General features: G+C 69.2%; 12 protein-coding genes. 5 read left to right on the top strand and 7 right to left on the bottom strand.

The window, feature by feature from the left end; all coding sequences use genetic code 11:
• Positions 1-6: 6 nt before the first annotated feature.
• Positions 7-3,435, bottom strand: a complete 3,429-nt coding sequence (locus E0H50_RS37245; RefSeq protein ID WP_131295804.1) for an NACHT domain-containing protein — start codon at positions 3,433-3,435, stop codon at positions 7-9.
• An 82-nt stretch (positions 3,436-3,517) separates the two neighbouring features.
• Here E0H50_RS37245 and E0H50_RS37240 point away from each other — a divergent pair, with 82 nt between their 5' ends.
• The 5 genes from E0H50_RS37240 (at position 3,518) to E0H50_RS37220 (ending at position 9,123) form a co-directional block, all read left to right on the top strand.
• Positions 3,518-4,129 carry a VOC family protein gene (locus E0H50_RS37240; RefSeq protein WP_131295803.1) on the top strand — a complete coding sequence of 204 codons (612 nt, stop codon included), beginning with the start codon at positions 3,518-3,520 and terminating at the stop codon, positions 4,127-4,129.
• A gap of 134 nt (positions 4,130-4,263) precedes the next feature.
• Entirely contained in the window at positions 4,264-5,097 is an 834-nt protein-coding gene (locus E0H50_RS37235; protein WP_131295802.1) for an MIP/aquaporin family protein, read from the top strand.
• Between the two features lie 27 nt (positions 5,098-5,124).
• Complete coding sequence (gene glpK, locus E0H50_RS37230; RefSeq protein WP_131295801.1) at positions 5,125-6,642, top strand: glycerol kinase GlpK; 1,518 nt, start codon at positions 5,125-5,127, stop codon at positions 6,640-6,642.
• A 33-nt stretch (positions 6,643-6,675) separates the two neighbouring features.
• Positions 6,676-8,388: a glycerol-3-phosphate dehydrogenase/oxidase gene (locus tag E0H50_RS37225; RefSeq protein WP_131295800.1), complete on the top strand. Its 1,713-nt coding sequence runs from the start codon at positions 6,676-6,678 to the stop codon at positions 8,386-8,388.
• 54 nt (positions 8,389-8,442) lie between these two features.
• A complete protein-coding gene (locus E0H50_RS37220; RefSeq protein ID WP_131295799.1) occupies positions 8,443-9,123 on the top strand; it encodes a hypothetical protein in 681 nt (226 codons plus the stop codon).
• Between the two features lie 21 nt (positions 9,124-9,144).
• On the opposite strand, the gene E0H50_RS37215 is transcribed toward E0H50_RS37220, so the two are convergent.
• The 6 genes from E0H50_RS37215 to E0H50_RS37190 form a co-directional block, all read right to left on the bottom strand.
• Complete coding sequence (locus tag E0H50_RS37215; protein ID WP_131295798.1) at positions 9,145-9,513, bottom strand: hypothetical protein; 369 nt, start codon at positions 9,511-9,513, stop codon at positions 9,145-9,147.
• A gap of 119 nt (positions 9,514-9,632) precedes the next feature.
• Positions 9,633-11,150 (bottom strand): glycerol kinase GlpK, encoded by a 1,518-nt coding sequence (glpK, locus tag E0H50_RS37210; RefSeq protein WP_131295797.1) that lies wholly within the window; start codon positions 11,148-11,150, stop codon positions 9,633-9,635.
• Between the two features lie 84 nt (positions 11,151-11,234).
• Positions 11,235-11,987, bottom strand: a complete 753-nt coding sequence (locus E0H50_RS37205) for an IclR family transcriptional regulator (protein ID WP_131295796.1) — start codon at positions 11,985-11,987, stop codon at positions 11,235-11,237.
• A gap of 39 nt (positions 11,988-12,026) precedes the next feature.
• Positions 12,027-14,549 (bottom strand): ABC transporter permease, encoded by a 2,523-nt coding sequence (locus E0H50_RS37200; RefSeq protein WP_131295795.1) that lies wholly within the window; start codon positions 14,547-14,549, stop codon positions 12,027-12,029.
• Entirely contained in the window at positions 14,549-15,313 is a 765-nt protein-coding gene (locus E0H50_RS37195; protein WP_131295794.1) for an ABC transporter ATP-binding protein, read from the bottom strand. Before E0H50_RS37195 ends, E0H50_RS37200 begins: the two co-directional genes overlap by 1 nt.
• 49 nt (positions 15,314-15,362) lie before the next feature.
• Positions 15,363-16,250: a RecB family exonuclease gene (locus E0H50_RS37190; RefSeq protein WP_131295793.1), complete on the bottom strand. Its 888-nt coding sequence runs from the start codon at positions 16,248-16,250 to the stop codon at positions 15,363-15,365.
• Positions 16,251-16,369 lie beyond the last annotated feature (119 nt).

Genomic DNA, 16,369 nt, shown 5'->3' with positions numbered 1-16,369 from the left:
GGCCTCTCAGCGGTTACTCAGCTCCCGGAGGGCGCCAGTGAGATCCTCGCCTGGCTGCACGAGAACCGCCCGGCTGAGCAGATACTTCTGAACGAAGTCCCCGGAGCTGTCAGGCCAGGTCTCCGCGACGTAGAGCACATCCTCCGGCGCGATCCGCTCCAGATACTCGCCTTGCAGGTCGCGGAACATCTGCGGAACGTCGTGCTGGCTGAGCCAGTGGGTCGGCTCCTGGGCCCGCAGATAGGTGATGAAATCCGCAGCGAAGTAGTGGTCGCAGGTGATCGGCATCGATTGGGCGACGTAGCGGTCGATCTCGAGCCGGAGGACCTCAAGTTCGCTCCGGTCGTTTCCGGTGGCGTGCGCTTCGGCACGCCACAGAACCGCGACAACGGTCGTCGAGCGCGCCGGGTCGGCGGCGTACAGGTAGTCGCGGAGTTCGGGCAACGCGGTCAGCAGCCCCGGGTGGCATCCGACCACGGCCGCGAGTTCGACCTCCCACCCGGGCGACGGAGCCGGCAGGACGGCAGTCAGCAACTCCTGGACATAGTCGAACGGCAAGCGCGGAGCGGTTCGGGAGAGCAGGATCAGGATCGCTCGCCTGACGTTCGAGTTGACCGCCGGCGCCGACGAGACCGTCGCCAGCAGTTCGTCGAACCACACGTCGTCCAACGGCAGGAGCCGATCGAACTGCGGGATGGCCGTACCCAGGAAGTCGATGATCGCGACCTGCTGCATGGCAGCCACGTCGGTGTGCCGCCAGAGGTCGTCACCCGACCGGGAATCGACAGAACCGATCATGAGCTCGGCCTTGTGCCTGAGATCGCCGAGCAGTTCGGCCTCGTTCAGGGCGGGATCGAGACCGGTGTCGAGCCGTGGAGTGAGATGTGCAACCGACAAGTTGATGAGGTCGTCAACGGCCTCGACGGCGATCACACCCATGACCGTGGTCCACGACGACAGGTCGAGTCCTGCGCGCCACAGCCGGACCATCCGGGTCCAGCGGTCGACATGATCCGGACCCACGACCGTCTCGATGGGCACCGGTTCGTCGGCGAGCAGAACCCTGAGCATCGTCAGGTTGGCGGTGTACGACGCGCGGCGTCGTACCGGGTCGTAGGGGAGTGGCAGGTAGAGCTGGTCGCCGGCGTCCGGGCGGGTGAGTTCGCGGTGGAGGAGGTGGCTGATGGTGGCTTGGAAAGAGTCCCGGTCGTCGTCGGTCAGGCGCTCGGCGAGCTCGGCGGCGAAGATCAGAATCGGCTGGCGGGTGCTGAGCGGCTGGTGGCTGAGAAGGCGGCGCAGGAGTTCGTCGTCCAGACCGCCCGCGTGCGGGAGGCCGGCCTCCAGCTTGCGGTGGCGCATCAGCTGGACGAGCAGTTCGATGACGAGTTCCGCGACCAGGAACTCGCCGAAGGTCGCGTGCAGGAACTCGTATGCGCTGCGCTGTTCGCGGTCCGCGCGCGCGTTGTGGACGAACATGAAATCGCCCAGGACGCGATCGGCCGGGCTGAGCGATTGAATCCCGGGAGTTGCGACGACCGGGGGCTCCAGTGCGGACAGATCCGCGTTGAGCTCCGCGTCGGTGAGGTGCTGGCGGCCCCGGTTGAACATCCCGAAGGCGGCGTACTGCAGCCGACGGCGTTGCTGACGCCGCAGCAACAGTTGATCGTCCGTCGACTGCGCTGACTTCTCGGTGATCTGGCGGATGATGAACCGGTCCAGGATCCGTTCGTACAGCCCGCTCTGGGTCAGGTCCGCCGCACCCAGGCTGTTCGTTCCGAGCTCCGCCAAGTAGACCGCGAGCATCAGCAGGAGCAGCGGCTGACGGGCCAGCTCCGCGATGTCCTTGGACGCCGTCAGCTCCTCGAGTGCGATCGGCGCGAAGTCGGGAGCATCCGCGTGTACGGCGTTCCAGGCGGTCAGCCAGTGCTGGATCCTGGTGTCGTCGAACTCACGGAGTTTGATCATCGGCGTTCCGTGCGGGATCTCGGCCTGGTCGGCGACGACCGTGCGCGAGGTGACGACGACGGAGGTCGGGCGGTCCATCGTCCGCTCGCGTTTCTGGAATGCCTCGATCTTCGTCAGGTACGCGGACTGCGCCACTCCGGTCGCCTGGACGAGTTCGTCGAAGCCGTCCAGGAGTACGACGAGGTGGCACTGATGCGGGCATACACGCCCGGCCAGGCGGCACTCGTCGCACGGCCCGCACTCGCGCCGGAGCACGTCGAGGTCGGCGTTCGGGCGCTGCAGGGTCCGCTGTAGTTCCTTGGTGATCTGCGTTGCCAGGTCGTCGTCCGGATTCACCGAGCGCAGCGTGATCCGGACGACCGCGAAGGACTGCACCGGCAACCGGGCTGCCAGCACTTCGGTCAGCAGCGACTTGCCTGCGCCGGGATGGCCGAGCAGCAGCAGCGGCAGGCGGGAGCTCTCCGGACTTGCGAGGTACCCGGCGAGGAACTCGACCAACGACGAGTACTCCGGCTGTTCGGACCACCAGTCCTCGTCGGTCGGCCGCGAATCCTTGGTCGCGATCGCATGGTGGAACGCCGGTTCGACGAATCCGTCGCGCACTGTCGGCGACGCGACCGTCTGCAGCCGCGATCGCAGCAAGGGCTCGTCCAGAACCTCCTCCGCGGCCAGGGCCAGCTGCTCGCGGTAGGTGCCGGGTCCGAGCGCGCTGCCGGCTGCGGCTACGGCCAGCAGTTCGCGGAGTTCCTCGAATGCGGTCGCCTGTCCCCGGACCTCGTTCCGGGTCGCGGCGATCTCGTTCAACGTGAGCCACAGGGCGAAGGGTTCGGACGGAGCGAGTTCGAGCATCCGGCTGCGGTAGAAGCCGACCGAGTGATTGACGATCGCGCTCTCGAGCCCGCTCGGCGCGTTCACGCGGTCCCAGGCGTCGAGCCCGGTGAAGAAGTCGATGCAGCGTGCCACGAGCCGCTCGTAGTACGGGCGGATGTTCTGGTCGATGTTCTCGTCGAGCCCGAGCCGCGGAGACGGCAGCGGCACGACGACGTCGAGCAAGCCGTCCGGTTCCGCGGGCGCCTCCGCGATCAGCCGGTCCCGCTCCGCGTCGGTGAGCTCGAGCCGGCGGAAGGGCTTGCCGAGGATCGCCGGGAGCGAGTCGAAGAACGACGACAGCACCGTGACCGTGTGCGCGGCCGCGATCAGCTCGAGCTGCCCGGCCTCCTTCGAGCCCCGCAGCCGCTGCGTGACCTCGGTGACGACGGGCGTCAGGAGGTTCACCGCCTCGTTCTTCGGGTCGGCCAGCGCGAGCCAGGCGGCCGCCGTCAGTCCTGCGACCGGTCCGCCGGTTGCCGCCGCGACACCGGCTCCGGCGAACAGCGCCGTACCGAACAGCTTGTCGAGGACGGACCGGGTACGCCGGTCCGGATGGAGCAGGTCGATCGCACCTCGAAAGGTGTACGGCGACACGGCCACAGGCGGCGCTCCTCGGGGCGATGCGAAACGGACCACAAAACTACCGGGTCCACGGGATCTGAGTGCGTCGTAGGGTCGGGGCATGTTGGATCATCTGGTCCTGGCCACTGATGACCTCGAGCGGAGTGTGCGGGAGTTTGCCGTCGCTACCGGCGTCGAGCCGGCTGAAGGCGGTCGGCATGAGGGGCGCGGGACCCGGAACTACCTCGTCGCGTTCGGGCCGACGTCGTACCTGGAGATCATCGGGCCGGATCTGGAGCGGCCGGTCGAAAGGGCGATGCCGTTCGGGATCGACGGGCTTCAGGGGTCGCGGCTGGTGACCTGGGCGGTTCGGCCGGTGGACATCGAGGCCGGCGTGGCTGCGGCCCGGGAAGCGGGGGTGGACCTCGGGGCGATCGAGGCGATGAGCCGGAGGACGCCGACGGGCGAGTTGCTGAGTTGGCGGCTGACGTGGACGTACCCAGCGCCGTACGACGGGATCGTGCCGTTCCTGATCGACTGGGGCACGAGCAGCCATCCGGCCGGGTCGGGGTTGCCGTCCGTGGAGCTGGTCGACTTCGGGGCGACACATCCACGGCCCGGCGAGGTCAACGCCGTACTCGAGGCTCTGCACGCCGATCTGCGGGTGGCGGCGGGGGAGCCCGGATTGCTGGCGACGGTCGCCGGGCCGGGAGGTACGTACTCGCTGCGGTGACTCGACTGGGTGTCGCAGCCGGAAGTCGGGTGGGCGGCGTTCGACAATGTCGAACGATGGGCGTTGTGCCGCCTCGCGATCGCTCCTAGATTCCAGCCAGCCGTGGTCGTCACGGCGGGGAAGGGAGGTTCGGTATGGCTACGACCGAAGCGGTCAAAGCGAAGACCCTTCTGGGGGAGTGTTCGGCGGAACTGGCGGGCACGTTCATCCTGATCCTGTTCGGCGTCGGCGTGGTGGCGCAGGTGGTGGCGGGCGGGATCGGGAACCACGACTCGATCTCGTGGGCATGGGGTCTCGGCGTGACCCTGGGCATCTACACGGCGGGCCGGATGACCGGCGCGCACCTGAACCCGGCGGTGACGATCGCGCTGGCGGCGTTCCGCGGGTTCAGCTGGCGGAAGGTGCTGCCGTACTCGGTGGCGCAGTTCCTCGGGGCGTTCCTGGCGGCGCTCGTGGTTCGCTGGAACTACACCGAGGCGATCGGCAAGGTCGACCCAGGCCACACCATCAAGACCCAGGGCATCTTCTCCACCCTGCCCGGCAACGGCAGCCTGGATCTCGGCGTGGGCATGTGGGGCGGTTTCCGGGACCAGATCATCGGTACGGCGATCCTGATGTTCGTCATCCTGGCGATCACCGACCTGCGCAACACGTCACCCGCGGCCAACATGGCGCCGCTGCTCGTCGGCCTGCTGGTGGTCGGCATCGGGATGGCGTGGGGCACCAACGCCGGGTACGCGATCAACCCGGCCCGTGACTTCGGGCCCCGGGTGGCCTCGCTGATCACGGGGTACGGAGGAGCACTCAAAGACCAGTTCGGGGATCTCTATTTCTGGGTGCCGATCGTGGCACCGATCCTCGGCGCTTTGGTCGGCGCGTTCCTGTACGACCTCCTGGTCGGCCGCAACCTGCCGATCGCGGACGAGGAAGAAGAACCCGGCCGGCTCCCCGAGGAGAAGGCGGCATGACACACACGTGTGAGGAGAGGACTTTCCATGGCTGACTTCGTCGGTGCCGTCGACCAGGGCACCACGAGCACCCGCTTCATGATCTTCGACCACTCCGGCAACGAGGTGGGCATCCATCAGCTGGAGCACGAACAGATCCTGCCGCAGGCCGGCTGGGTCGAGCACAACCCGGTCGAGATCTGGGAGCGGACCAGCTCCGTGGTCCAGACCGCGCTGGGTGCGAAGGGCCTGCAGGCGAGCGACCTGGCGGCGCTCGGGATCACCAACCAGCGCGAGACGGCCGTGGTCTGGAACCGCAAGACCGGCCGGCCGTACTACAACGCGATCGTCTGGCAGGACACCCGGACCGACCGGATCGCCTCCGCGCTCGAACGCGAGGGCAAGGGCGACGTCATCCGGCAGAAGGCCGGCCTGCCGCCGGCGACGTACTTCTCGGCCGGCAAGGTCCAGTGGATCCTCGAGAACGTCGACGGCGTCCGGGCGGCGGCCGAGGCCGGTGACGCCGTGTTCGGCAACACCGACACCTGGCTGCTGTGGAACCTGACCGGCGGCGTGAACGGCGGCGTACACATCACCGACGTCACGAACGCCAGCCGCACGATGCTGATGAACCTCGAGACCCTCGACTGGGACGACGAGCTGATCAGCTTCTTCAACATCCCGCGCTCGATGCTGCCGGAGATCCGGCCGTCGTCGGACCCGAACATGTACGGCGAGACGCTCGCGAACGGCCCGCTGGGCGGCGTCGTCCCGCTGACCGGCGACCTGGGCGACCAGCAGGCGGCGACGGTCGGTCAGGTGTGCTTCAACCCTGGTGAAGCGAAGAACACCTACGGCACCGGCAACTTCATGCTGCTGAACACCGGCACCGAACTGGTCCGTTCGAAGGCCGGCCTGCTCAGCACGATGTGCTACAAGTTCGGCGACGAGGCCCCGGTGTACGCGCTGGAGGGCTCGATCGCGGTCACCGGCTCCGCGGTGCAGTGGCTGCGGGACCAGCTCGGCATCATCTCCGGCGCCAGCGAGACCGAGACACTCGCCCGCCAGGTCGAGGACAACGGCGGCGTGTACTTCGTCCCCGCGTTCTCGGGCCTGTTCGCGCCGTACTGGCGGTCCGACGCCCGCGGCGCGATCGTGGGGCTGTCCCGGTTCAACACCAACGCGCACCTGGCGCGAGCGACACTGGAAGCGATCTGCTACCAGAGCAAGGACGTCGCGGACGCGATGGAGAAGGACTCCGGCGTGCGGCTCGACGTACTGAAGGTCGACGGCGGCGTGACGGCGAACGAACTCTGCATGCAGATGCAGGCCGACATCCTCGGGGTACCGGTGAGCAAGCCGGTCGTCGCCGAGACCACCGCGCTCGGTGCGGCGTACGCGGCCGGCCTCGCGGTCGGGTTCTGGAAGACCAAGGACGAACTGGTCGCGAACTGGAACGAGGACAAGCGGTGGGAGCCGCAGTGGAACGACGAGCAGCGCGAGAAGGGGTATGCCGGCTGGCAGAAGGCCGTGCAGCGCACCCTGGACTGGGTCGACGTCGACTGATTTTCAGGTAACAACGAGTTCGGAGGAAACACAGTGGCTGTAGTGGCTCTGTCACCGCAAGCAAGGGCCGACGCGATCGACGTGCTGGCCGACGGACGGGAACTGGACGTCCTGGTGATCGGTGGCGGGGTGGTCGGCACCGGCGCGGCGCTCGATGCCGCCACCCGCGGCCTGACCACCGGACTGCTGGAGGCCCGCGACTTCGCGAGCGGCACCTCCAGCAGGTCCAGCAAGCTGATCCACGGTGGCCTGCGCTACCTGGAGATGCTCGACTTCCGGCTGGTGCACGAGGCGCTGCAGGAGCGCGGTCTGCTCCTGCAACGCCTGGCACCGCACCTGGTGAAGCCGGTGCCGTTCCTGTACCCGCTGCAGCACCGCTGGTGGGAGCGGTTCTACGCCGGCGCCGGCGTCGCGCTGTACGACGGTATGGCGGTCAGCTCCGGCCTCGGCGCCGGACTGCCCATCCACCGGCACCTGACCCGGCGCGGCGCGATGCGGCTCGTACCGTCGCTGAAGAAGTCCGCACTGGTCGGCGCGCTGCAGTACTACGACGCGCAGGTCGACGACGCGCGGCACACGATGGAGCTCGCCCGGACCGCGGCGTCGTACGGCGCGCTCGTCGCCAACCGGGTGAAGGTGACCGGGTTCCTGCGCCAGGGCGAGCGGGTCACCGGCGTCCAGGCGAAGGACCTGGAGAGCGGGCGCGAGTTCGAGGTCCGCGCCAAGCAGGTCGTGAACGCGACCGGTGTCTGGACCGACGACACGCAGGCGATGGTGGGCGAGCGCGGGCAGTACCACGTCCGCGCGTCGAAGGGTATCCACCTCGTCGTCCCGAAGGACCGGATCCAGTCCAGCACCGGGATGATCCTGCGGACCGAGAAGTCCGTGCTGTTCATCATCCCGTGGGGCCGGCACTGGCTGATCGGCACCACCGACACCGACTGGCATCTGGACAAGGCGCACCCGGCCGCGACCAGCAAGGACATCGAGTACCTGCTCGACCACGTCAACGCCGTCCTCACCACCCCACTCACCCGAGAGGACGTCGAGGGCGTGTACGCCGGTCTGCGGCCGCTGCTCGCCGGTGAGTCGGAGAGTACGTCGAAACTGTCCCGCGAACATGTGGTCGCGCACGCGGCGCCAGGTCTCGTAGTGGTGGCCGGGGGCAAATACACGACGTACCGGGTGATGGCCAAGGACGCGATCGACGCGGCCGCGGACGCGCTCGACGGGCGGGTGCCGCGCAGTGTCACGAAGAACATCCCGCTGGTCGGCGCGGACGGCTACCAGGCGCTGTGGAACCAGCGGCACCTGATCGCGCAGCGCTCCGGCCTGCACGTCGCCCGGATCGAGCACCTGCTGAACCGGTACGGCGCACTGGTCGACGAGGTCCTCGAGCTCGTCGCCGACGACGCGTCGCTGGGCGAGCAGCTGCCCGGTACGCAGGACTACCTGAAGGCCGAGATCGTGTACGCCGCGCTGGCCGAGGGCGCCCGGCACCTCGACGACATCCTGGCCCGGCGGACCCGGATCTCGATCGAGGCCTGGGACCGCGGCGTCGGCGCCGCCGAGGCGGCTGCCCGGCTGGTCGCGCCGATCCTCGGCTGGGACGAGGCGACCATCGAGCGCGAGGTCTCGTTCTACACCCGGCGAGTGCAGTCCGAACGCGATTCGCAGGACCAGCCCGACGACGAGTCGGCCGACAAGGTCCGCCTGGAAGCACCGGACATCGTCTCCCCGGCCTGACATCTGGACGCCGTCGTCCCTTCCGTGTCTTACTCGATGCGGGAGGGACGAATCATGGCGGGGGAGACGACACAGCTGGGCGGACAGTGGCGAACGCTGTCCATCACCGGCGGATCGGCCGGGGTGGCGGGGCTGCTGCTGGTCGCGGTGAGTCAGGCGCTGGTGCAGGTCGGCGGCGGCGAGCCGGCGTTCGACGCGTCCGGGGAAGAGATCCTGCGGTTCCTCGAGGCGCGACACGACACGCTGTATGCGATCGGGACGTTCCTGGGACTGCTCGCCGCGGTGGCGCTGGCGTGTTTCGTCTCGGTGGTGTGCGTGGTCCTCCGTGAGACGGAAGGCCGGCCCGCGTGGCGGTCGGCGTTCGCGTTCACGTCGGCCATCGCGTTCGTGGTACTGCTGATGAGTCCGGGCTGGGAACTGGCCGGGTACCGGACGGACGAGGGCGTCGACCCGCAGATCGCCCGATACGCCTTCGACATGGGGAACCTGGGCTTCGCCAACGCCTGGGTGGCGCTGGCGGGATTCCTGGCCGCGGCCGGGTGGATCATCGTCGGTACGCCGCCGCTCCCGAGCTGGCTGGGCTGGGTCGCGATCGCGGCCGCGATCGGGTTCCTGCTCGGACGGGCGTTCTGGACCACGTCCGTCTGGCTGGTCCCGTACGCGGTCTTCTGGATCTGGGTCGTTGCCCTCAGCATCTACCTGTTCCGCGGCCGGGTGCCGGGAAGGGCCGGCTGAGACGGCCCTCCCCGGTCATGGTCAGCCGACCGTCACCGTGTAGTGAGCGCCGTCGTCGGTGAACTCGTACGTGCCGGGGCCGGTGATCGCCTTCTGGCCGAGGTTGTCGTCCTCGTCCGGGAAGTCGCCTTCGCGCATCACGAGCACCTTGCCCTGCTCGATGCCGACGCCGGAGATGTCCTTGCTGTCCCCCTTGACGAACTGGATCGACTCCATGACGGTGCCGCCGTCGACCTGCAGGTAGATGTCGTCGGCGCCGGTGTTGTCCTCCTGCTCGTGGCAGGTGATGTGGGTGACGTGCAGCGTCTGCGCGTTCGCGGTGAGCGGCGCGACCGCCAGCGCCGACACCCCAAGGGCTACCGCGGCGAGAACCTTGCGAGCTGAAGACATGAAACTTTCTCCTCCCGAGTCGATCGTGCTGGTGTCGTCAGGACGCTAAGCAGGTGATGTATCAAGCGTTTGACAGCCACATCACGACTGCCGCTCTTCGCCCCTGCCCGAAAGGGTTGCTACAGCTCTTGATCCTCGGTGCGGATCCAGTTGAAGGTGCGCTGGACGGCGGCCTGCCAGTTCGCGTACTCGGTGGCGCGGCGGGCCGGGTCCATGTGCGGCATCCACTGGCCGGCGCGGTGCCAGTTGCTGCGCAGGCCTTCCAGGTCGGGCCAGTACCCGACCGCCAGCCCAGCGGCGTACGCCGCTCCCAGCGAGACCGTCTCGGTCACCATCGGCCGGACCACGCGGACGTCGAGCAGGTCGGCGAGGAACTGCATCAGCAGGTTGTTGGCCGTCATCCCGCCGTCCACCTTCAAAGCGGTCAGCGCGATCCCGGAGTCGGCGTTCATCGCGTCGACCACCTCCAGGGTCTGGAACCCGGTGGCCTCGAGGACGGCGCGGGCCAGATGCCCCTTGGTGATGTAGCCGGTCAGCCCCGCGATCACGCCGCGCGCCTCGCTGCGCCAGTGCGGCGCGAACAGCCCGGAGAACGCGGGCACGATGTACGCACCGCCGTTGTCCTCGACCGTCCGCGCCAGGGTCTCGATCTCGGCCGCGGTGTGGATCATCCCGAGCCCGTCGCGGAACCACTGCACGAGCGACCCGGTGACCGCCATCGAGCCTTCGAGCGCGTACGACGCCGGCTGGTCGCCGATCTGGTACGCGACGGTCGTGAGCATCCCGTGCTTGGACCGGACGATCTCCTGCCCGGTGTGCAGCAGCAGGAAGGAACCCGTGCCGTACGTGCACTTCGCCTCGCCCGCGCTGAAGCACGTCTGCCCGAACAGCGCCGCCTGCTGGTCGCCGAGGGCCGCGCCGATCCGGACTCCCGGGAGTACTTCGGTCGCGGTCGCGAACACCCCGGACGACGGACGGATCTCCGGCAGGATCGCCCGCGGTACGTCGAACGCCTCGAGCAGTCTGTCGTCCCATTCGAGGGTCTCGATGTTCATCAGCATCGTCCGGCTGGCGTTCGTCACGTCGGTGGCGTGCAGCCCGCCGTTCGCGCCGCCGGTGAAGTTCCAGATCAGCCAGCTCTCCATCGTCCCGAACAGGATCTCGCCGCGCTCGGCGCGCTGCCGCAGACCGGGCGTGTGGTCGAGCATCCACTTGATCCGCGGCGCGGAGAAGTACGTCGTCAGCGGCAGACCGCACAGGTCCGCGAACCGGTCCGCCCCATCGTCACCGGCCAGCTCCGTGACCAGGCGGTCGGTCCGGGTGTCCTGCCAGACCACCGCGTGCCCGATCGGTCGTCCGGTCCGCCGGTCCCACAACAGGCTCGTCTCGCGCTGATTGGTGATGCCGATGGCAACGACCTGCGACGGCGCGGCGCCGATCTGCCGGATCGCGGCCGGCACCACCCGGGCCACGTTCCGCCAGATCTCCTCGGCGTCGTGCTCGACCCAGCCCGGCCGCGGGAACAACTGCCGGTGCTCGCGCTGCGCCACCGACACCAGCCGCCCGCGCCGATCGAACAGAATGCACCGGCTCGAGTTCGTCCCCTGATCCACCGCAGCCACATACTGCTCAGCCATCCCCCCACCCCCACCACCAGGTTACGTCCGAAGAACTGGAGAGAGGTGTCGCCGCTTCTTCGGACGTAAGCCACTCGGATCGGGTCATGTGTCGTCCCGGAGGTCGCGGGCGATGGCGTCGGCGGTGGCGCGGACCATGGTGACCAGGTCGGCGCGGTGCCGCAGGCGGCTGTCGCAGATGCGCTCGATCCGGCCGGTCAGCCCGACCGCGCCGACGACCAGCCCGCCGAGGCCCCGAATCGGCGCCGCGATACTCCCGAGCTCGACCGTGTGCTCCTCGAACTCGGTGGCCCACCCGCGGGATCGCACCGTAGCGAGCTCCTCTCCCAGCTTGACCGGGTCGGTGATCGTCCGGGTCGTGTACGCCTCCAGGGTCCGCGGCCGGGCGCTGGTGTCGTAGGCCAGGACGGCCTTGCCGAGCGCGGTCGCGTGCGGCGGCAGCGTCGTACCGACGTCGAGGTCCTGGTCGCTGTCGTCGGGCCGGAAGACGTGGTGCACGACCTCGACCTTGCCCTCGACGAGGCGGCCGACGCGGACCACCTCGCCGCTGCGGGAGGCGAGTGAGTCGGCCCAGTTGATCGCGCGGCTGCGCAGCTCGTTCGGGTCGAGGTAGCTCTCGCCGAGCCGCCCGAACGCGTCGCTCAGGTGGTAGTGCGCGCCGCTGCGGTCCTGTTCGACGAAGCCGACCTGGTGCAGCGTCCGGAGGATCCCGTGCACGGTCGTCTTCGCCAGGCCGAGCGCGTTGCCGAGATCGGCGACCCCCAGCCCGTCAGGCGCGGCGGCGAGCAGTCGCAGCACCGCCGCGGCCCGCTCGATCGACTGCACGGTCCCCGGCACACCGGCAGGCTACCTGTGAATCACTGGTCTGGCTCCACCTCACTCGGAGGCGATGGCCTGCAGTACGTCGAGTCGCGCTGCGCGACGTGACGGCCAGACCGCGGCCAGTACGCCGAACACGATCGCGAGCACGACCGCGATCACCAGCTGCAGCACCGGGATGTCGCGGACCGCGAGACCGTCGTCCACCATCGCCGACTGCACCGCGGCGGCGAAGGTGACGCCGATCGCCAGGCCGAGGAACGCGCCGAGCAGGGTGATCGCGATCGACTCGACCCGGAGCATCCGGCTGAGTTGCGGCCGGTCCATCCCGATCGCGCGCAGCAGCCCGATCTCCCGGGTCCGCTCGACCACGCCGAGCGCGAGCGTGTTCACGATGCCGAGCAGCGCGATCAGGATCGCCATCGCGAGCAGGAACCCGACCGCGATCAGGACACCGTTCACGGGCTCCCGCGCGACCGCGGCGTACGCCTCCTGGTCGCGGACCTCGATCGTCGGGTAGTCCTTGCGCAGCTGGTCCAGGATCGCGGTCCGGACCTGGGCCACCTGGTTGCCCTCGGCAACTTCGACGTACAGCAGGTTGTCGCTCGGCGACCCGCCGAGCGTCCCGTACGTCGGGAGCGACACGACGATCGCGTTCAGCTGCCGGTTCGGGGCGAGGATCGCGCCGACGGTCAGGCGGTGGGTGCCGTTCGTGGTCTTCAGGTCGAACGGCTTGCCGACGGTGAGCTTCAGGGTCTTGGCGAGGTTGCGGGGGAGGATCGCCTGGCCGGCGTCCAGCGCCGCGGCGGAGCCCGCGTCGAAGGTGGTCGTCACCGGCCCGGCCAGCGTGCCGTCGCTGACGCCGGTGACCTGGACGTTCGTCCGGCCGACCTCACCGGACTGCTGCCGGACCCGCTGCACGGCCCGGACGCCAGGGACCTTCGCGGTCCGGTCGCCGACCTCGGCGCCGAAGCTGGGCGTTCCGTCGTTCGTGACGAGGATCTCGGCCGTGCCCAGTGCATCGACGAGGCTCTTGTCGATCGACGCCTTCACCGAGGCGCCGATCACCAGGAGGCCGCTGATCAGTCCGACGGAGATCATCAGCGCGGACGCGGTCGCCGACGTACGGCGTGGGTTCCGCTCGGCGTTGCGGCGGCCGAGGGTGACCGGCGCCTTGCGGCCGAACGGGTACATCAGCGCGCGGACGACGTACCGGCTGATGACCGGGTTGAGCATCACGATCGCGAGCACCGCGGTGCCGGTGCCGAGCGTGATCAGGACGGTGCCGGGGAGTCCGCCGGCGCCCACGCCGATGCCGAAGAAGAGGACGGCCATCAGTAGCATGAAGGCGCCGATCAGCACCCGGACGAGCAGTGAGCGTTCCGGGACGTGAACGTCGTCGCGCATCGCCGCGACCGGTGGGAGCTTCCCGGCCCGGCGGGCGGCGGGGGCCGCGGCGGCGACCGTCACGCCGATACCGATCACGTAGCACGCGATGATCGTGGTCGGTGTGACCTGCAGTGACGCGGTCGGGATCCGCAGGTCGAGCAGCTCGTAGCCGAACCGGATCGCGGAGGCCACGGCGATCCCGACCAGGAGGCCGAGCGTCGCTCCGACGAAGCCGATGACGACGCTCTCGGCGAGGACTGTGCCGGTGACCTGGCCGCGGGACGCGCCGATCGCGCGGAGCATCGCGAGCTCCCGGGACCGTTGCGCGACGACCATCGCGAACGTGTTGACGATCAGGAACCCGCCGACGAAGAGCGCGAGGCCGGCGAACAGCAGCAGCACGGTGCCGAATCCGCCGAAGGTGTTGTCGAGGTCGTGTTCGCCGTCGGTGGTGACCTGCTGCGCGGTGCGGACCTTGACCGCGTCGCCGATGGTGTCCGCGATCGCCTTGCTGACCACGTTCGGATCGGAGTCCGGCTCGAGCGCGACGGTGATCGAGGTCCAGCCGGGTTTGCCGAGCAGCAGGAGCTGTGCGGTCGCCCCGTCGAAGCTGACCAGCGGTGCGCCCGCGGCGGCGCCGGCCTGCGCGGGGGTCGTGGTCGCGGTGAGGGTCGCGGTGACGGCTCGGGTCGGCGTGACGATCCGGACCTGGTCGCCGACGTGGTACCCCGCGCGGCTCGCGGTCGACTCGTCGAGTGCGAGCTGGCGGCCGCCCCAGGGCGCCGTACCGTCGACGAGCTTGAACGGCGCCGCGCCGGGGTCCCGCGGCCAGGCGGCGCCGAAGGACGTCAGACCGTAGTTCTCCAGCGGCTTGCCGTCCGGACCGAGGATCTGCACGTTGCCGACCATGAGCTGCGGCACGGCGGCAGCGACCCCAGGTACGGCGGCGATGCGGTCGACGAGGTCGATCTGAAAGGTCGCGGGACGGTCCGTGCCGGTCTGGATCGGGGACGCCGGGGTGACCGTGACGTCCGCCGTACTGACCGCGAAGTTCTTCTTCAGCGCCGAGGACAAGCTGTCGGTGAAGACCATCGCGCCGCCGGCGAACGCGACGCCGAGAGTGACGGCGAGCGTGCACAGCACGAAGCGGAGCCGGTGCGCGAGCACCGAACGGAGGCCGAGCTTGAACATCAGCCGGCCAGCTCGTCCGCGGTGTCGTGCCGGCTCTCCAGTTGCTTCATGGCGTCGAGGACGGACTCCGCGGTCGGGTCGACCAGCTCGGACCGCAGCTGCCCGTCGGCCAGGAACAGGACGCGATCGGCGTACGACGCGGCCGTCGGGTCGTGGGTGACCATCACGACGGTCTGGTTGAACTCCCGGACCGAGCGATGCAGGAACTCGAGGACGTCGCCGGAGGACCGCGAGTCGAGGTTGCCGGTCGGCTCGTCGGCGAACACCACGTCCGGGCGGGAGACCAGCGCGCGGGCGCAGGCGACCCGTTGCTGCTGGCCGCCGGACAGCTCGGACGGCTTGTGGCGGAGGCGGTCCATCAGGCCGACCGTGTCGACGACCGTGGTCAGCCAGTCCTGGTCGGGTTTGCGGCCCGCCAGGTCGAGGGGGAGCGTGATGTTCTCCAGCGCGGACAGCGTCGGGACCAGGTTGAACGCCTGGAACACGAAGCCGATCCGGTCGCGGCGCAGGTGCGTGAGCTGCTTCTCCGGCAGCGTGGTCAGGTCGACGTCACCGAGGAACACCTTGCCGTCCGACGGCTTGTCCAGCCCCGCGAGACAGTGCAGCAGCGTCGACTTGCCGGAGCCCGAGGGCCCCATGATCGCGGTGAACCGGCCTTTCCCGAACTCCGCGCTCACCCCGGCCAGCGCGTCCACCTGCGTGAGACCACCGCCGTACCGCTTCCAGACGTCGGTCGCTCGCACCGCCACATCGCCCACACTCATGCGATGAACCGTATACACCCAGGGTTCCTCTACCGGGTCAAGGGCAGCGCTAACCGTCGACGGTGATCAGGTCTATGCCTGCCGACTCGGCGGCGACTTCCTCGACGGAGCGGGCGGGGAGCGGCGGGGGTGTGCCGCCCCAGGCCGGGCAGATGGGCTTGTGGTCGCACCAGTCGCACAGCGGCCCCGGGCTGGGGCGCCAGTCGCCGGAGTCGAGGGCTCGGGTGATCGCGACCCAGAGCGCGGAGACCTTGCGTTCGCAAGCGCGCAGGTCGGCCTCGTCGGGGACGTAGCGGACGATCTCGCCGTTGCCGAGGTAGACCAGCTGCAGCATCGCCGGCACCACGCCGCGCAGCTTCCACAGCACCAGCGCGTAGAACTTCATCTGGAACAGCGCCTTGGCCTCGAAGAACTCCGACGGCGAGCGCCCGGTCTTGTAGTCGACGACCCGGATCTCTCCGGTCGGCGCCACGTCGAGACGGTCGACGTACCCCCGCAGCACCAGACCGGACTCCAGCGCGGTCTCGACGTACAGCTCCCGCTCGGCCGGCTCCAGTGCATTCGGGTCTTCGAGCGCGAAGTACTTGCCGAGCAGCTGGTGGGCCTCGGCGAGCCACTTGGCGAGCTCCTCGCCGTCCGCGTCCTCCGCGAACAGCTCCGCGACCTCCGGCTCTTCCTCCAGCAGTCGCTGCCACTGCGGCTCGAGCATCTGCGCCGCCTGCTCCAGCGTCCGCTCGCCGCGCGGCAGGTCGAACAGCCGCTCCAGCACCGCGTGCACGACGGTCCCGCGCACCGCGGCCGCCGACGGCTTCTCCGGCAGCCGGTCGACCACCCGGAACCGGTACTTCAGCGGGCAGCTCATGAAGTCCGCGGCCCGGGACGGCGACAACGCCCCGCGCGGATGCACCTGCGGATCTACGGAAACTGCAGCGGTCATGTCCCAAACCCTAGGCACAACCACCGACATTTAGGTTAGGTGTGTGCCCCGCGGGCGGCCGAACCACCGACCGGAACGCCTTGGTGATTCCTGAGTTCTGAGTGGTCGTTCGCGGGGCC

Source organism: Kribbella sindirgiensis, from assembly GCF_004331435.1.
Taxonomy (GTDB): Bacteria; Actinomycetota; Actinomycetes; order Propionibacteriales; family Kribbellaceae; genus Kribbella; species Kribbella sindirgiensis.
Note: the sequence above shows the minus strand (reverse complement) of the source record. Positions and strands in the feature narration are given on the sequence as shown.